Here is an 18,101-nt window from a genome sequence, read left to right as displayed (position 1 = left end):
AATTAACTACTATTTTCTTAAACGACCAAATTTTTTATTCATTTGATTTTAGTTCGTTTACAAAATAGTTCAAACAAAACAATCACGTACAAGCAATCGCTGGACATATATATCCAGAAAATTCATATTGCTAGCTTGTATTTTATTTAAAGTTTTAATTTAAATAAATAAAGTTTCATTCTCTTTTGAATACATCAAGAAAAGCAAAGAATTAGGTGCTTTTTTTTCCGCAGTTTCATCTGTAGCTTCCATTCCAAATCTTGGATGTGCCAATTCATTTACAGTTTGGATTGTTATTGTTTTTTTAGCTCTGAAGAATCTAAAGAATCCGAACCTTTTTGCGAAGTAGTTTTGTGTGCTCATAACATGTGTGTTTTATAATTGTTTATTTGTGTTTGTTTTTATTAAATGAACTCGATGTCCAAAAAAAAACCCTTTTGATAATTATACCAAAAGGGTTTAAGTCGTTTAAACTTATTATACTTTTGGAAATCAATAGACGCGTACGCAAATAAGCGCGACATTCTGCATCATCTTCAACTTCGAGTTATTATTCATTTTAATATTATTATTTATCATTTTAAAAAATTTCAATATTTGTATAATCTAAAAAAAAAACCTCCCAATAAATTTGGGAGGCTTTGCTATATATTTTTTTATAGATATAATTTTAAGCAATAGACTTCCCTACGGATTTCTCCGACATGACCTTATTAATTTTACAAATATTAAAATTCATTTTTGGTATCTTTTTGGTTTAACAAATATGCGACGTTTTTTCGAATTAACCAAGCCAGAATCCATATTTTAATGATAAAATCACGTTAAATTTGCATTTAAAAACAAAAAAACGACGAAATGTTACTTTTTTTCGACGAAATACTCCGAATGAGGTATAAAATTAACACTCAACTGTTTAAAAACTTCCTTCACTAAACATAAATTTCAAAGAACATCTAACTTTAAATCAAAAAAAAATTGAATATAAAATTCAATTTCAAAAATTTCTAAGCCCAAATAGCTTCTTTATTTTTTATCTTTTCGGCAACTTTTAGAATGTCTGTTATAACTCCTCTTGCTATAGCTTCTTTTCCTGCAGCGGCACTTTGAATAACTATCGGAATGTTTCCGTAAGATTGTGTGTAGATTTCAAAAATAGTATCTGATCCTTTTAATTGCCCGATTGCAGTTTTGGTAGATTCTGAAACTAATCTGACTTCTAGTTTATTTTCTAAAACATTATACTCTCCAACATATCGTAAAACATGATTATCGGATTGTGTAATTTTTGCGATTTTAAAAGACTTATCTAATAGCTCTTTATTAATCACACGTTTTGATTTGGCATTTATCTCATATTGATTATGATCTAAAAGTGGGGTTGTTTTAATATCCGAAATTTCAAAGTCTTTCCCTATTTCTCTAGTAAGAATAAGTAATTTCTCGGCCGCATCACTACCCGATAAATCTCCTTCGTAATCGGATGTTATTAACTGTAGCTTTTCGGCATCTTTTAAAATAGTAGAGAAACAAGTATCTTCTGATGAAAATCGATTAAAGACATAACTTAATGAATCTGAAAAAACACCTCTTATCTTGGTTATTTTCTCTCCCGAGTTGTATAAATCTCTAATGGTTTGTAATACTGGAAAACCAGTATCTACTGAGGTTTCGTATAAAAATTCTTTATCGTATTTCTTAAGGTTTTCTCTTAGTTCTCTATAAAAGTCTATTGGCAATGTATTTGCTTTTTTATTTACTGCTACAATATTAAACCCGTTTTGAACTAACGGAATATAATGATCTATTAATTCGTCACTTGCAGTTGCATCTACAGCAATTAAGTTTTCGAAACCATTCTCTTTTGCAAAAGCAATAATATCATCTACCTTAAAAGGAATTGCGAGATGTACAAAATTGGCTTCCCAGGCGTTCTCTGCGCCTTCTTTTTCAAAAAATGCCAATGTAGAATTGGTTATGATAGGAAACCGCAAATCAATGCTTTTATTTTCGCTAAAAAATACTTGGCTCTCAATTATCTGATTTATTAAAGTGCTGCCAATATTTCCTATTCCAAAAAGGATGATGTTTATTTTAAGCTTTGACATAATTTTTACTTTTATTTTAAAATAAATTCAAGAAATCTACCATCTGGACAATTAATTTAAACACGAATTTCACGAATTGGCACTAATTAGTTTGTGAAATTAATTTCACAAACTAAGCTAATCATTATGATTTGTGCCAATTCGTGAAATTTGTGTTTATCTTTTGCATCTATGCCAGGAAAGCAGTTCAAGAAATATTGTTTTGAACTTTTACTTAGTATTATTGTTTTTGATTATTTTTTGAAAATCACCTTTAACCCTGCTCACGTGGTTAAAGGCAATTTTTCTAACAAAAAACAAAAAAACCTAACTTTCTAATTTATGCTAACTGAGCACTCTTTATATTTTTAAATACCGCTTGTAAATCGGCAATCAAATCGTCTATATCTTCAATTCCTACCGAAAGTCGAATCAAATCTTTTGAAACTCCTGTTGCGAATTGTTCTTCTTCTGATAATTGTTGGTGAGTTGTACTTGCAGGATGAATAATCAGTGACTTTGTATCGCCTATATTTGCAAGAAGTGAGAATAATTTGGTTTCATCGGCTACTTTTTTGGCAGCTTCAAAACCACCTTTTAATCCAAAAGTTATGATTCCGCTTTGTCCTTTCGGCAAATATTCTTGTCCCAAGACATAATATTTATTCGATTTTAGACCTGGGTAATTTACCCAAACCACCTCGTCTTGTGCCTGTAACCATGATGCTAAGGCTAATGCGTTTTCGCTATGCTTCTTAATACGTATTGGTAAAGTCTCCAATCCCTGAATAATCTGAAAAGCATTAAATGGACTCAATGCTGAACCAAAATCGCGTAATCCTTCTATACGTGCTTTGGCAATAAATGCAGCATTTCCTAATGCTTCGTTATAAACTAATCCGTGATAACCTGCAGATGGTTCTGTAAACTCAGGGAATTTTCCGTTTGCCCAGTCAAAAGTTCCAGCATCGATAATTGCTCCTCCTAAAGAAGTTCCGTTTCCTGAGATATACTTGGTTAGGGAATGAATTACAATATTTGCTCCATGTTCTATTGGATTAAGCAAATATGGTGTTGGAACGGTGTTGTCAACAATAAATGGAACTTTAAATGCTTTGGCTTCTGCCGAAATTGCTTTTAAATCTAATACATCTAATTTTGGATTCCCTAATGACTCTACAAAAAAGACTCTTGTATTTTCTTTAGCCGCTTTTGTAAAATTTTCGGCATCAGATGGATCTACAAATGTGGTTGTGATTCCTAATCTTGGCAAAGTAACTTTTAATAAATTATAAGTTCCTCCGTATAAACTATTTGATGCTACAATATGATCTCCTGCTTTAAGCAATGTTAGCAAAGTTGTTGCAATTGCTGATGCGCCAGATGCTGTTACAACTGCTCCAATACCACCTTCTAGCGCTGCCAGTCGTTGTTCCAGAACATCATTTGTAGGGTTATTTAATCGTGTGTAAATAAATCCTGCTTCGGCTAGACCAAATAAATTAGCTGCATGATCTGAATTATTAAAAACATAAGATGATGTTTGGTAAATAGGCACTGCTCTTGTGTTACCGTTTTTAGTTACATCATGTCCTGCGTGTAGTGCGTTTGTTGCGAATTTTTGTGTGCTCATGGGTTCTATTTTTTTAATTAGTTAAAAGATTGTGTGTTTATATTTCTTAATTATTTTTCTATTTATATAAAAAGATCTTCATCTTCGTGGGCATACATCTGAAACAATAATGAGTTTGACTCACTCGTATACAATTTTCCTTTTACTTCGTTTGTATTTATTCTTTTGGTTTGTATTACACCAAAAATTCTTTTGGCATCTGCTTTCAATAAAGCTTGAATTGCTCTTGAAATTTTATAGAATGTTTTCATGATTTTTAAATTTTAAATTATGGAATAAAAAAAAGCCCTTTCGGATGGCTACCAAAAGGGCTTATAGCTTTAACTATAACAAAGATTTAATCTTTCACTTTTGGCAATAGCAAATTGGGATGCACATTTGCATCATCTTACAACACATTATCATATTATTTGCTATTGTATTCATTTTATAAAATTTGTTTTTATCTGTTTTTATTAGTTCTACTAATTCGATAGAGTAAATATAGTAACTATAATTTTAACCACCAAACTTAATTTCATTTTTTTACATAAAAAGATTTCCTAACTACCTAAAGCCCTATTATTGCAACTAAAGCATTATATAGTTTTTAAACCATATAAGTAATTTAAGAAGATATAAGTTTTCTAGATAGGTTACTTAAATGAACTTATATTACTTAAATGGTTACTTTTAATCGAAATCACTGGGTGCATTTTATTTTAAACATCAAAATAACACCCAGCAATTAAATTATATTTTAAAACTTAAACGAGCAAAACCAAATCTTCCGTTTAATCCAAATTGTGATACTGCTCTAGAATAAGCAAACTGATTTGCATTACTTAAATCTGTACTTGGCGCAGGAGACAATGTTGGTGTTGTATTTGTAAATGCCGGAGTTGCTGGATTATTTCTGTCAGGATAAACATCTCCTATATTATTAACTCCTAGTGTCACTCTTAAATGTTCGTTTATTTGATATCCTAAAGATAAATCGGTAACTAATTTTGCACTGTATTCTGGGTGCTCATAAACTGAAGAAAAACCATCTAAGTTTACATCTGTTGCTCCTGGATCTGTAACTTTTCCGAAATAACTATTTCTTAAATAAATATCCAGTTTCTTAATACTGAAAGTAGTCATTAAATTAGCTTTCAATTTTGGGATTGCTTCTTCCAGATAAATTCTGCTTGACTCTGGGAAAAATGAATATACATATGGATCTCCACCTGCATTAACAATAGATTGAGGAACATTTAATGCGCCAACTCTTTTTGTTGTATTATAACTTAAAGCAAAATCATTTCTAATTGTAAAATCCTCAATAACATTATATTTTTGAGAAATCACTAAGTCGATTCCTTTAGTTTCTGAGTTAATTCCATTTGTCCAGAATGAAGCTCTTTCTACACCTTTTAGATCAAATGCTTGCTGAAACAATGTTAATGCATCTTTTTGTTCTGGTGATGTTGCTCCATTTATTTGTGCATCTGTAGGTCTTGCATATTGTCCTGTTAAAACAATTCTGTCGTCGATTCTTGTAAAATAAGCATCTGTAGCAATTGTAATATTAGCTGCTGGAATCTTAAATGTAAATCCTGTACTTATACTTTTAGATGTTTCTGGTTTTAAATTCTCAACTCCAATGCTTTTTGCAGCTTCAGAATCATTTGTAAAATAACCCACTTGGTAAGGCGAACCATTGATAAATTGCGTAGAGCTACTTTCAAAATATTTTTGTTGTAATGATGGCGCTCTAAAACCTGTTTGCCCAGAAATTCTCCAGTTAATATTATCATTCAATTTTAAAAGTGAAGCTAGTTTAAAAGTAACTGTACTACCAAAATCTGAATAATTCTCATAACGAGCAGCTCCGTTGATTAACCAGTTTTTGGTTGCATTTAATTCTAGATCAATATATGCTGCACCACTTTTTCTATCTTTTTCTTTAGCATCTGATGGTTGGAATCCTGAAAAACCTTGTGCTCCTGCCCCACGTTTGTTTCCAAAAAAGTCGGTTACGATTAATGGTGAGTTACTTGGTAAAATTCCAGATACTAGATTTCCGTTTACATCGTATAAACCATAAGACTCTACATCTCCTTGTTTTATTTGATAATTTTCATATCTAAATTCTCCACCAAAAGCTACGTTTAATCCATCAAGAACATCATACTTTTTACTTAAATCTAAATTGGTTGTACTTTGTAAAAACGAAACTTTACCAGCATAAAAACTAGAATCTGAGTTTGTTCCTAAAGTAGCATTAATAGTATTGTTCACATCATACTTAAAAGAGTTTGATCCAAGGTTTGTACTAATATCAGTATCAAATCCGAATAATTGAGTTGTAAGTCCTACAGCCGATGAAGCATCAATAATATCCGATTCTATTTCTGGCAAAAATCCATTTGCATATACTTGTGTAAATGTTCCAGCTCCATTAGGCAATCTGTTAAAAGCATATGATTTTCCGTTTCTATACGAAACTCCTCCAAATGAGTACAACGAAGTAATTTCTGTCAATGGATATTTGGTATTATAATATAGTTGCCCAGATGCCAATTCTGACTGACCAACGCTCATGTTGTAATCACTTCTTTCCTGACCTCTATAATTGATTTCATTATTGGTTGCATCAAAACCTAATGCCGCTTGCATTTGTGTAATATTTGTTGCGCCAGCAATTGCTGTTTGTTGTGCTGCCGTAAAATAACTAACTTGTGGAGCGTATTGTTGTAATGTACTTATAATTTGAGCTGAGTTTGGAGTCGTATTAATATTACTAAACAATGAATTCACATTTACACCATTCTGAGCCGCTCTATATTCAACAGCATTATAAGCATTAAAAATAGCATTACTTCTAATTCCTGCTCTACTGGTTGCTTGTCTTGTAACCGCACTACCTGTAACGCTCAGGAAACTTCCTTCTTTACCCAAAGATGTTCCGTAATTTAAGTCTACTTGCAAAGCCTGACCATCAGTTCCTCCTTTAAAGTTATTAGATCCCGAAGAGATGTTTGCTCCATATTGTACATCTCCAGAAAGATAATTAGCATTCTTTTTTAATACAATGTTAATTACTCCCGCAATTGCATCAGATCCGTATTGAGCTGCTGCTCCATCTCTTAGTACTTCAATTCTTTCTATTGCAAATGATGGTATTGCATTTAAATCTGTTCCAACAGAACCTCTTCCTGGTGCTCCATTGATATTTACCAAAGAACTTGTATGTCTTCTTTTACCATTTACAAGTATTAAAACCTGATCTGGTCCTAATCCTCTTAATTGCGCAGGATCAATATGGTCGGTTCCATCTGCAGTAGAAGTTGGATTACTGGTAAACGACGGCGCAACATAATTTAATATTTGAGTTACACTGGTTTGTGGTGCTCCTTTTGTTATTTCTGAAATATTAAAAATATCGATTGGAACGGGTACATCGGTCTTAACTCTGTTTTTACTTCTTGAACCGATTATTGTTATTTCTGATAATTCATTATTTTGTAAAGTATCTTTCTCCTTTTTATTTTCCTGAGCATAAATGCCCGAAAATGTCAAAAGACCTAAAACTAATGCTACATTTTTTTTCATTACTTTTTTACTGATTTATTAATATTTTGGTTTAAAATGACATTCTGTTTTGTTTTCTTCATTAAACAAAAAAACCTCTGCAATTTGCAGAGGTTCTATGTATATTTTTGAAAATAAACTACAATAGTATCTCTGCGGAATACTCCGGCATCTTACAAGACATCATATTGTTAACAGTGAATTTCATTTTTCTTTTGTTTTGTTGGGGCAAATTTGCGAACTATTTTTTAGTCTACCAAACAAATGTCGATTTATTTTCTAAACTCTATAGAACAAGTCGAATATGTTAAATTTTTGTATATTAAATTAAAAAAACAAAAGATTAATTTGCAATTCAAAATGGTTTTATACCTTTGCAGCCGAATACAGAGGAAAAATTTGGACTGATTGCAACCTCTTCATAATGAAAACATTCATTATGGATGCTGAAAGATTTTCATTTCAGTTTTAAAAAATGCTAAAGCAGGAATCCTCCTTTAGCATTTCCAGCAATTATTTCTTTTCCTCGCTTAATTTTATAATTTTAATTTAATAAATATTATGGCTTATTTATTTACGTCAGAATCTGTTAGCGAAGGACATCCAGACAAAGTTGCGGATCAAATCTCAGATGCATTAATTGATAATTTTTTAGCATTTGATGCAGATTCTAAAGTAGCATGCGAAACTTTAGTAACAACTGGACAAGTAATATTGGCCGGTGAAGTAAAATCAAATACATATTTAGATGTACAACAGATCGCTCGCGAAGTAATCAGAAAAATTGGTTATACGAAAAGCGAATATATGTTTGAGGCAAACTCTTGCGGAATTTTATCTGCTATTCACGAACAATCTGCAGACATCAATCAAGGTGTTGACAGAGCAAATCCTGAAGAACAAGGAGCTGGTGATCAAGGTATGATGTTTGGTTATGCAACTAACGAAACTGAAAATTATATGCCTTTGGCACTTGATTTATCTCATAAATTACTACAAGAATTAGCTATTTTAAGACGTGAGAACAAAGAAATCACTTATTTACGTCCTGATGCTAAATCTCAGGTGACATTAGAATACAGTGATGACAATAAGCCAACACGTATCGATGCAATTGTAATATCTACTCAGCATGATGATTTTGATGAAGAAGCTGTAATGCTTGCTAAAATCAAAAAGGATATTATCGAAATTCTTATTCCAAGAATTATTGCTAAGAACCCAACTCACGCACATTTATTTAACGATAAAATTCAATATCACATTAACCCAACAGGAAAATTCGTAATTGGAGGTCCTCACGGAGATACTGGATTAACAGGAAGAAAAATCATTGTAGATACTTACGGTGGTAAAGGTGCTCACGGTGGTGGTGCTTTCTCTGGAAAAGACCCAAGTAAAGTAGATAGAAGTGCTGCTTACGCTACACGTCATATCGCTAAAAACTTAGTTGCTGCTGGTATTGCTGATGAAATCTTGGTGCAAGTTTCTTATGCTATTGGTGTTGCAAAACCAATGGGTATTTTTATTGATACTTACGGAACATCTAAAGTAAACTTAACTAACGGTGAAATCGCTAAAAAAGTAGAAGCTATTTTTGATATGCGTCCTTACTTTATTGAACAACGTTTAAAATTAAGAAATCCTATTTATAGCGAAACTGCTGCTTACGGGCACATGGGTCGTAAACCAGAAATTGTAACTAAAACTTTTTCTGCTCCGGGAGGAAATGAGAAAACTGTTACTGTAGAATTGTTTACTTGGGAAAAACTTGATTTTGTTGACCAGGTAAAAGCTGCTTTTGGATTGTAATTTGAAGTTCTTTTTAGAAGCTTAAAATAAATCTTAGTATATATTAAACCCCGAAATTTGCAAATGCAGACTTCGGGGTTTTTCTTTGGCAATGTGCTTCTATTTTCTTTCCTTCGTAGAACAAAACCTACCAAAAAAATATGGCAAAATTCCCTTCTTTTCAAAACGTTTTAAACTCAACACTAAAGACAGTTCTTAGATTTCCATTAGAAATTTTAATCTCGATTACAGGAACTATTCTCACCATTATTCTCAACGAAGCAAAGTATGACGATCCAAACAAAGAGCTTTATGTAAAAGCTTTAATGAGTTGCTCTTTATGCTTAGTTTTATTCCTTTCTGTTAGTTTATTTTTTATAGCTGCAAAAAAGAACAACCTTCTACGTTGCCTAACCAGTATCATACTGGGATCTTTAATCTTTCTATTTATTTTCGATTTTCATGAAGATATTACAGAAATAGAAATACAACAATTTATAGTCCTGAACATTGCTTTGCATTTGTTAGTTTCATTTGCAGGATTTTTGCCCAGAGCATACAATCAGGATGAGTTTTGGGAATTTAACAAGCAACTTTTCCTTAGGATTTTAACGGCTGGCCTATATAGTATTGTACTATATGCTGGTTTAGCTTTGGCAATATTAGCTGTTCATGAATTATTTCATGTAGAATTTTATGATCATATTTATTTTCATATCTTTTTTATCATCAGCGGAATTTTTAATACTACTTTCTTTTTAAGTGGAGTTCCAGAAACCAATAATGAACAATCTCCTTTAGTCCTTAATTACCCAAAAGGTCTTAAAAACTTTACTCAGTATGTCTTATTACCTTTAATAAGTTTATACTTGGTGATCTTGATTTGTTATGAAGCAAAAATTCTTGTAACACTATCTTTACCTGTTGGCTGGGTTTCTTATCTTGTTTTGGTATTTGCTATTTTCGGGATTCTTTCTTTTTTATTGGTTCATCCTATTGCAACCGAAAAATCTAACCTCTGGATAAGAACTTTTAATCGTTTGTTTTATTTTCTATTAATTCCGTTACTGGGATTACTGTTTTGGGCAATTTTGTACCGAATTAATCTTTACGGATTTACGCATGAGCGTTATTATGTTCTGTTATTATCAATATGGCTTACAATAGTTGTGGCCTATTTTTTAATCCAGAAACAACCAAAAATAAAGTTCATCCCGATAAGTATGTGTCTAGCAGCTTTACTTTCATTAGTTGGTCCTCAAAGTGCTAATTCAATTTCAAAATACAGTCAATTATCAAGATTTGAAATGTATATGGAAAAGGCTAAAAAAGAAAAACTAACTTTTGAGCAAGAACAGGACTTAAGCAGTATTGTTACATTTTTACAAGACAATTATGGTACCAAAATTATGGTTCCTTATGCTAAAACAAAATTAGAAGCTTTACTTAAAAAAGACAAATCTCCTAGTGATAATGAAGTAATGAATAGCCTGGGGTTTGAGTATCGATATTATTATGATCGAAAGGATGACATAGATACTTCATTCTACTATTATTTTTATGGAAATGAAGATAATCAAGTAGAAAATATTCATGGACAAGACTTTTTGTTTACAATATCTTATAACAATGATTTTGAATGCAATAATTGTACTTCGATAGATGGGAAAAATTACACTATAAAGTCTAAAAAAACTGATTATGGAATTGATTTACAAATCAATCAGGACATAGTTCCTTTAAAAATAAATGATTTTGTAAATGCAAATTCAAACTTTAGCCGAAATAACAATACAAATGAAAAAGTAATTCAAAAAGTAGATAGCCCAAAATACACTATCACTTTAACTTACATTAGTGCAAATGGAAACATTATAAAGGGAAAGAAAACCTTAACCGCTTACCAGATTAAAGTAATGGTTGGTATTAAAAAATAAAGTATAAAAAACATTCATTATATCATTTACAATTGTGTTAGACATAAGTATAATTGTATCAGATGAGCTACGAATTGTTTTTTTTTCAAAATTAATTCTTAGGTTTTTAAAACACGTAAAATCATAAAAGCTCATTAACAATAACGAAAAACTAAAAAGTTATGAATGATGAACAAAAACAAAAATCATCGTAATTGGTTAGAGCTAATAATCAATATTATAAAAGGAATTGCTTATATTTCTAAAATAATATATTATTGCATTAAAATACACCAAATGCACTTTTAAAAACCAAAAAAGCCTTTGAAGTTATCTGAGGGCACTGAAAAACATCCCTTATTTTGATTGGGATTGTTTTTAGACAATGAAAAAACGCTTATAACAGGATTTAAAAATATCCGTTGTAAGCGTTTTTCGTTTTATATCTGTTTTTTATTTGCAGCTATATGAATCGATTTTTGATTTATAGGGGGCATTTTGTGTAGGCATACTTATTTTATAAATTTCTTACATTAATTTCAGTATTCTTTTTAAGTTGACTGTAAAAATAGCCATTGCTCCTTGCATTTGCATATTGGCAATGCCGTACGATATTGCTCTATCATAGCCATGTACGTTTTTTAACTCACTATTTTTAGCCTCTATTTTGTATCGATGTTTTGCTTTTTCTTTGAAATAATCCGTTTCTTGAAAGGCGATTTGTTCTTGGTGTAAGTCTGATTTTATCCTTACACAGTAGGTTTTTGTTTTTGCCCCTCTATAACACCCCTGTTTTAAAGAACAAGATTTGCATTTTTCGACATCGAAATAGTAGGTATATGTTTGATTTTTCCCAACATTTTTTTTGCCCTGTCTAGCTTTTCGTATAGCCATATGTCCTGCAGGACAAACCATTCTATCGGCATCTTTATTATATTGAAATTTATCTTCCTCTTTTCTTGTCCCATTTGCTACTGAAACATTTAACTTAGCTACAACTCTAATATTTTTCCCGTTTGCTCGCTTGAGATTTTCTGTTCCTGAATAAGCTCCATCACCAATAATGGTATTTACATCAATTCCGTTTTGCTGACTAATCTCTAAGAGTTTTGGTAACTCTGGACCATCTGCTTTCTCTCCTGAGGTAACTACAGCCGCTGTGATGATTCGCTCTTCGGTCATCGCTAAATGAGTCTTGTATCCAAAGAAAGAGCTATCTGCGGATTTATGACCTGTTTTAGCATCTATATCTTTTGATAAGATAAAATTTTCCTGAGTATCTTCTATAGTTTCTTTAAGCAGATTTAGCTTTTCTTTTACAGCAGGTATAGAACTCAAAGATTCTTCTTTTTCTATGCGCTGCTCCAGTTCTTTACAATAGGCTAATTCTTTTTCCAATTCATTGGTATTGTTCTTCTCGGGCATATGCTCTTTGAATTGGTCATCAAATAAATATACTGTTCTTCGTAGAAGTTTAGAGCGCTCTCTTAATACATCAATTGCTGCAAATGGATTTGATCTTGATAAAGTGTGTGTAGCATCAACTATAATAGACCTGGATCTGATGATTCCCTTTTCGACGGCTATAGATACTGTTTTACCAATGAGTAGATTTAATAAGTCCGTATCCTTCAGGCGAAGTTTACGAAATTTCGTTAAAGAACTTGGATTAATAACACTCTCCTCTGGTGTCATTTCTAAGAAATACTTAAAAGACATATCAAAACGTGAACGTTCTACTACATCAACATCCGAGACATCATAAATTGTTTTTAGAAGTAAATACTTAAACATACGCACTGGGCTTTCTGCTGTGCGACCATTAGTGATGCAATATTTATTTAGCAACTCATCGTAGATGAATGAGAAGTCTATGAGTTCGTTGATTTTTCTAAGGAGATTATCCTGAGGAACAATTAAATCATATAATGAGGAATAGGGACTAAACTGAATTTGTTGCTGTTGAATTAACATCTAAAAAGCCTTATGATTACACTCAAAAGATACAAAAAAAAGGAGCAGAAACTTTTAGCTTCTACTCCTTTTAATTAACAATTTATTCGTGAAAAGGACTTTTTCAGTGCCCTCAGTTATCTTCAGAGGCTTTTTTAATCTAATAGGTTCCGTTTTGCATTTTAACTAATGTTTCCTGCATTTCTATCTTAGTTTCTTCTTCGACATCTTTAGAGAGTTCTACAGCTTGTTGTTGCATTTTAATAGCCCTTTCTTTTTGTCCGTCTTTGTAATACAATTGTGCCAATGTATCCAGATAATACGGATCGTTCTTTTTAACAACCAAACTGTATTCTGACCATATAATTGCTTTCTTTATAGAACCTGCATCGTTTGAATGTAATACTGTATACCAAGCCACATCATTACAAAGATTAGTATGGTATTCTTTAAACTCTTTCCAATCGAAATAAGACGCAGTAACATCTGTACTATATATTTCGTCTAGTCTTTGAATAACATTCTCCTGCGTTGCCAAAACCTTATTAAAATAAGCGTCAAATTCTTTTAAATAAGTATTGCCAACATCTTCATTTACGGCATGTGCAGCTAAATAATAGAAATAATTTCTATAAGAATCAAAATTACCTTTTCCGCTAGAAATTAACTTCTTGTATGTTTCCATTACTTTTTCCGAATCGGATTTTGCTTCTGTATTTTCATCTACATACAAACTTGTGTTATTCTGTAAAGCAGTCGAAATTTCTGTGTTTATATTACCAATTGCAACACGCGACTCATCTTGAGTATTATATTCTGTACGCAGCATTTCGATAGCATCATAATGTTTTATCAGGTAATCTATCGATTTAAAATCGGTATCGTTTAAAACTTTATCTACCGAAAAAACTTGTTTATTAAAACCAACACTTTTAATTTCCTGCAAGATAGCTTCGACCAAAATCATATTCGGTTTTGCGTCTTTTTGATGTGTCACAATAATCTTATCCCAAGCTTGTTGCGCTTGTTTTTTATCCAGATCGAATTTAATAAATTTAAAATCTCCTTCTTTAGGCTCTTCAGCACCATAATCATAGTCATAATCGCTAATATTCCCAAGTGCTGCAACATCATTAAATGCTTTTATCAGTTCAGCATCACTAGCTTTTTTATTGGTAATTGTTTTAGCAAAATTATTCTTTGCATAGGTTTTTTTAAATTTGTTAAATAAAGATCCATAATAAGAGAACATATCTGTTTTATCTACCAAAGTTGATTTTGCAGTTGCTAAAACAGCTCCGTTTTTATCCAATACAATTATACTTGGTGAATCTGTTATCTTGTTTTTCTTCAACCAGGCTTTATCACTTTTGGTCGCTAAATAATAATTAAATCTATCATATTGAGCATCATAAGCATCGTAAAAATTATATCCTATGCTCACTTCTTGAGCTATGACAAATGCATCAAAATCATCTTGAGCCGATTTATTATTGATATCATTATATACAATCAAAAACTTATCGCCTGTAGCTTTGGTTACTTTTATAGCATCTGCTAAAGATTTTTCTACTTTTAGTTTAAAATTTACTTTTGGGGCAACATCATAAACCGCTGTAGCTACACTATCTGTACCAACTCCCCAATCTTCTGTAAGAAGCGGTTCTTTGCCTGGATAAGTCCAATCTGTAATACTTTTATTTTCCAGAGGAAGCAACTTTGTTTTTACTGATTCCTTATTAAGTGCTTTTGCATTTTGAAAAGTCAACGGATTTTTACCCGATATTTCAAAAACCACCAACTCATTTTTCTTTTTATCAAAAAAACCTTTTAACTCAGGATTATCAGAATACGGTTGATACTGTATTGCTACGCCTGTAGCTTTGGCAGGAATCTCATATTTTAATACTTTACTTGGAGTACTACTATCGTATCCTTCATAAACGAGATATAAAAATTGAGCATGGTCAATTTCAAAATTTAATGATGAATCTGCACTTGGGTCTCCAACAACTTCTATATCAGATATTTTTTGGTACTGAACTGGATCTGATCCGTTTTGTGTACCAATATAAAAACCATAATATAATGATTCAGTAAATTTAACTTTCAGTTTTCCAGCACTCTCCGATTTATCATAAGTGTAATCAACATCAAAAACTACTCCATCTCTATTTTTACCTTTTAGCAATAATGAATCATTTTTTACTTCATAGTCACCTTCCAAAAAAACCAATTCATACTTATTATTTTCCAGTAGATTCAGTTTTATCTTTAACCCCTGATCATTATCTTTAGACAAATAAGAACCTTTCTCGAGAGTTTGGTTTTGTGCAAATGAAAATGATGTTACAAAAAAAAGCACTAAAGTGCCAGACAAAAAGTTTCGCATACAAATTGTAATTAATTATTAATAAGCTACACAAATATATCTTCTTTTTTTAGGATGAAAAAGAATTAACACACAAACAACTACAAATTATATTTCATCGAAAAGATTATATATCGAGGCTGAACTGTGTATTGCGAAACTCTGGTAGAAAACTGCGAAAAACTATCATCATTTAAATATTTTGTGTTTAACAAATTGGTAGCCGAGACTTTATACTCCCATTTACTATCCTTTTTTTGGTAAACCAAACTAGCATTTAAAAAATCGTATTCGTTATCGATTGTCTTATTCTTACTGTAATAATGGTAAAATTCATAATCGGCAACAAAAGAAAAACTTTCTAAAAAATAGTAATCCAGCTTAGCAAAAGGTTTATCTGTATAATAAGTAGAACCACTATATTCATTAACCAAGAAAGTATAACCAAATTCTAGATTAGGCAAATCTTTATAATTTGTAGCTGCTTTTACCGTATAATTTTGGCTAAAGCTTTCGGTTACTGAAGGGGAGTCGTTCTGGATATTATTAAACTTAGACCAGTTTAAACTCGCATTTACGGATGCTTTATAGTTCTTTAAAAATGAACGTCCGTAACTTCCCAATCCTGAAAAAGTTTCGTCGGCTAAATTAGAATTATAAGGCATCGAAGATTGGTTTATTCCTGCAAAATCAGACTTCGTTTTTACAGCATCTACTTTTTTAGTATAGGTTACATCGGCAAAAATATTTTCAAAATTGAACATATTGTATTTAAAATAACGCAAAGAATGTACTTGAGAAGTTGCATTCTCTAAGAATCTATTCCCTTGAAACAAATTACTATAATTAGACAAAACGTAACCAGAAGCCAACTGATTAATATCGGTGAAATTATTTGTCAATGAGAAATCATAGGTTAATGTTTCTGATTTTTTTATCTGATACAAAGCAAACAAATCGGGTAGAACTCTAAAGAAATTCTGTGAATAACCAGAACCTAATTGGTTATTTTCCATCTTATACGAATGTACACTCACACCTGGAGTAAAAGTAAATTTACCTGCCAGAATTTTATAATGTACTCCTAAAAACACATCATTAAAATTATAATTTACCTGATTATTATTTTCTGCAGCATTTAAATCATTGGTTGTGCCATCATCCAAGATTTGAAAAATATGAGAATTAAAATTTTGATGAGAATACGTGTTCCCAATCGTCACGTTAATATTACTCTTAGGAGTTACCATATAATAGTAATCAAATTTAGCATCTAGTTTATTTGTTTTCACAAACCGATTCTGATTCAAATCATTTCTGTCCTGACCTGAAATATATCCCGATAAATCAAACGGCTGACTGTGCAAATTGGCATTATAAAACGGGTTCTCATCCTGATATAAATACTGGGCTTCAAAAGCAAAAATATTTTTGTCGTTTTTGGTATAATACAAACTCAGATTTTGATTGACAGATGTTGGATCTTGCTTTTTCTTTGTAAATATATTCTCGGTTGTAGTCGTATTATCTACAATCGATTCTCGCAACAAATTACTATTCTCTTCTTGTTTGGATAGTTTTGTTAAAACATCATAATCAAACTGAAATTTTGCGTTTGGTTTATAAGTCGAACTTAATTTGAACAGTCCCAGATTATTTTTTTGATGCGTTAGTTCATCACTTTTTTGTTGATCTCCAGATTCTAGTATTGAGATTTGAGATTTAGTTTCGAGGTCGGTCGTAGCTGAAGAAATAATTCCGAAACCACTTAAACTCCAAGATTTAGTAACGTTATAAGTAAAATTAGTAGCTCCAAATTGGGTTTCGATTTCTTTTGCTCGATTATTTCGCAAAAGCGAAATTCCTAAATCATTAGAAGAAACATCAAAGCTACTTCCACCTTTTTTCATCATACTCCTAAAACCGCCCGTAAACTTAAAATAATCCTGAATTGTAAGAGGCAATTCGCCTATATTATTAAAATTGGTAATCACATTAATACTATATTTAGGGCTATAATAAAACACTTTTGGGTTAATTACATACCGACTATCGAGTTCGCCAACTCCTATTCCGGCAGTCATATCTCCAAACCAAAAATTATTCTTTCCTTTTTTAAGTTTAATATTCATGGCTACATTATCCTGATCATTCTCTAATCCTTTTAATGCGCCAACTTCATTATAATTTCTTAGCACCTGTACTTTATCAATCGCATCAGCGGGAATGTTTTTGACTCCTAGTTTTGTATCTCCATCAAAGAAATCTTTGCCTTCGACCATTAATTTAGAAACTTTTTTGCCCTCTACTTCTATTTCACCATCAGCGTTTACCTCAACTCCTGGTAGTTTTTTCAAAACATCTTCTAGTTTTTTTTCTGTTCCAGATTTAAATGAATCTGCGTTATATACAATCGTATCTCCTTTTATCGAAACTGGCATTTCGCGCACAATCTCGACTCCCTCAAGTTCTATCCCGAGGTTATCCAAAACAATATTCTGAGAAATATTTATAGATTGTGTTGTAATTATTATCTCTTTAGATTTCATTCCGAGATAACTAATTTTTATGCTGTAGGATGAATTTGGTTTTAAACTCAACTGAAACCTTCCTTTATCATTGGTTATTCCGTACGAATCCATTGCTTTGGTTCCTATATTAACAGCCATAATATTGGCCATTTCTAACGGATTTTTCTTTTCATCCAAAATAAATCCATCGTATTTAATACTTTGAGATAATGATATGGTTGTAACCAAAAGAGTAAAAAATGAGAGTATGTTTTTCATTAT

General features: G+C 31.5%; 10 protein-coding genes. 2 read left to right on the top strand and 8 right to left on the bottom strand.

The annotated features are described in order from the left end of the window. Positions 1-159: 159 nt before the first annotated feature. From AC3IPI_RS08060 to AC3IPI_RS08040, 5 genes are all read right to left on the bottom strand, one after another. Positions 160-363: a hypothetical protein gene (locus AC3IPI_RS08060; RefSeq protein WP_039112466.1), complete on the bottom strand. Its 204-nt coding sequence runs from the start codon at positions 361-363 to the stop codon at positions 160-162. A 644-nt stretch (positions 364-1,007) separates the two neighbouring features. Continuing rightward, positions 1,008-2,108, bottom strand: coding sequence for a homoserine dehydrogenase family protein (locus tag AC3IPI_RS08055; protein ID WP_489158280.1), 1,101 nt, complete (start codon positions 2,106-2,108; stop codon positions 1,008-1,010). Between the two features lie 319 nt (positions 2,109-2,427). Further along, a complete protein-coding gene (locus AC3IPI_RS08050) occupies positions 2,428-3,720 on the bottom strand; it encodes an O-acetylhomoserine aminocarboxypropyltransferase/cysteine synthase family protein (protein ID WP_086893547.1) in 1,293 nt (430 codons plus the stop codon). Between the two features lie 62 nt (positions 3,721-3,782). After that, positions 3,783-3,971, bottom strand: a complete 189-nt coding sequence (locus AC3IPI_RS08045) for a hypothetical protein (protein ID WP_039112469.1) — start codon at positions 3,969-3,971, stop codon at positions 3,783-3,785. 481 nt (positions 3,972-4,452) lie between these two features. After that, positions 4,453-7,299, bottom strand: coding sequence for a TonB-dependent receptor plug domain-containing protein (locus AC3IPI_RS08040; RefSeq protein WP_489158277.1), 2,847 nt, complete (start codon positions 7,297-7,299; stop codon positions 4,453-4,455). Positions 7,300-7,839: 540 nt separating this feature from the next. Here AC3IPI_RS08040 and metK point away from each other — a divergent pair. Together metK and AC3IPI_RS08030 are read left to right on the top strand one after the other, a co-directional pair. Next, positions 7,840-9,090: a methionine adenosyltransferase gene (gene metK, locus AC3IPI_RS08035; protein ID WP_039112471.1), complete on the top strand. Its 1,251-nt coding sequence runs from the start codon at positions 7,840-7,842 to the stop codon at positions 9,088-9,090. A gap of 140 nt (positions 9,091-9,230) precedes the next feature. After that, positions 9,231-11,006 (top strand): DUF4153 domain-containing protein, encoded by a 1,776-nt coding sequence (locus AC3IPI_RS08030; protein ID WP_489158275.1) that lies wholly within the window; start codon positions 9,231-9,233, stop codon positions 11,004-11,006. Between the two features lie 507 nt (positions 11,007-11,513). Here AC3IPI_RS08030 and AC3IPI_RS08025 read toward each other — a convergent pair. From AC3IPI_RS08025 to AC3IPI_RS08015, 3 genes are all read right to left on the bottom strand, one after another. After that, the gene (locus tag AC3IPI_RS08025) at positions 11,514-12,959 is read right to left on the bottom strand and encodes an IS1182 family transposase (protein ID WP_489158273.1); all 1,446 of its coding nucleotides are present in this window, start codon (positions 12,957-12,959) and stop codon (positions 11,514-11,516) included. 139 nt (positions 12,960-13,098) lie between these two features. Next, the gene (locus AC3IPI_RS08020; protein WP_489158271.1) at positions 13,099-15,330 is read right to left on the bottom strand and encodes a hypothetical protein; all 2,232 of its coding nucleotides are present in this window, start codon (positions 15,328-15,330) and stop codon (positions 13,099-13,101) included. 80 nt (positions 15,331-15,410) lie between these two features. Next, a complete protein-coding gene (locus AC3IPI_RS08015; protein WP_489158269.1) occupies positions 15,411-18,098 on the bottom strand; it encodes a carboxypeptidase-like regulatory domain-containing protein in 2,688 nt (895 codons plus the stop codon). Positions 18,099-18,101 lie beyond the last annotated feature (3 nt).

This window comes from Flavobacterium sp. GL_143 (assembly GCF_057834355.1).
The sequence above is the reverse complement of the archived record's forward strand: the minus strand, read 5'-3'. Positions and strand labels throughout refer to the sequence as shown.

What these genes read in the sequence shown, in the direction of transcription:
- AC3IPI_RS08045 (WP_039112469.1), bottom strand. Translation starts at nt 3,971, where the DNA reads ATGAAAACATTCTATAAAATTTCAAGAGCAATTCAAGCTTTATTGAAA.
- AC3IPI_RS08015 (WP_489158269.1), bottom strand. Translation starts at nt 18,098, where the DNA reads ATGAAAAACATACTCTCATTTTTTACTCTTTTGGTTACAACCATATCA.
- metK (WP_039112471.1), top strand. Translation starts at nt 7,840, where the DNA reads ATGGCTTATTTATTTACGTCAGAATCTGTTAGCGAAGGACATCCAGAC.
- AC3IPI_RS08030 (WP_489158275.1), top strand. Translation starts at nt 9,231, where the DNA reads ATGGCAAAATTCCCTTCTTTTCAAAACGTTTTAAACTCAACACTAAAG.
- AC3IPI_RS08040 (WP_489158277.1), bottom strand. Translation starts at nt 7,299, where the DNA reads ATGAAAAAAAATGTAGCATTAGTTTTAGGTCTTTTGACATTTTCGGGC.
- AC3IPI_RS08025 (WP_489158273.1), bottom strand. Translation starts at nt 12,959, where the DNA reads ATGTTAATTCAACAGCAACAAATTCAGTTTAGTCCCTATTCCTCATTA.
- AC3IPI_RS08055 (WP_489158280.1), bottom strand. Translation starts at nt 2,108, where the DNA reads ATGTCAAAGCTTAAAATAAACATCATCCTTTTTGGAATAGGAAATATT.
- AC3IPI_RS08050 (WP_086893547.1), bottom strand. Translation starts at nt 3,720, where the DNA reads ATGAGCACACAAAAATTCGCAACAAACGCACTACACGCAGGACATGAT.
- AC3IPI_RS08020 (WP_489158271.1), bottom strand. Translation starts at nt 15,330, where the DNA reads ATGCGAAACTTTTTGTCTGGCACTTTAGTGCTTTTTTTTGTAACATCA.
- AC3IPI_RS08060 (WP_039112466.1), bottom strand. Translation starts at nt 363, where the DNA reads ATGAGCACACAAAACTACTTCGCAAAAAGGTTCGGATTCTTTAGATTC.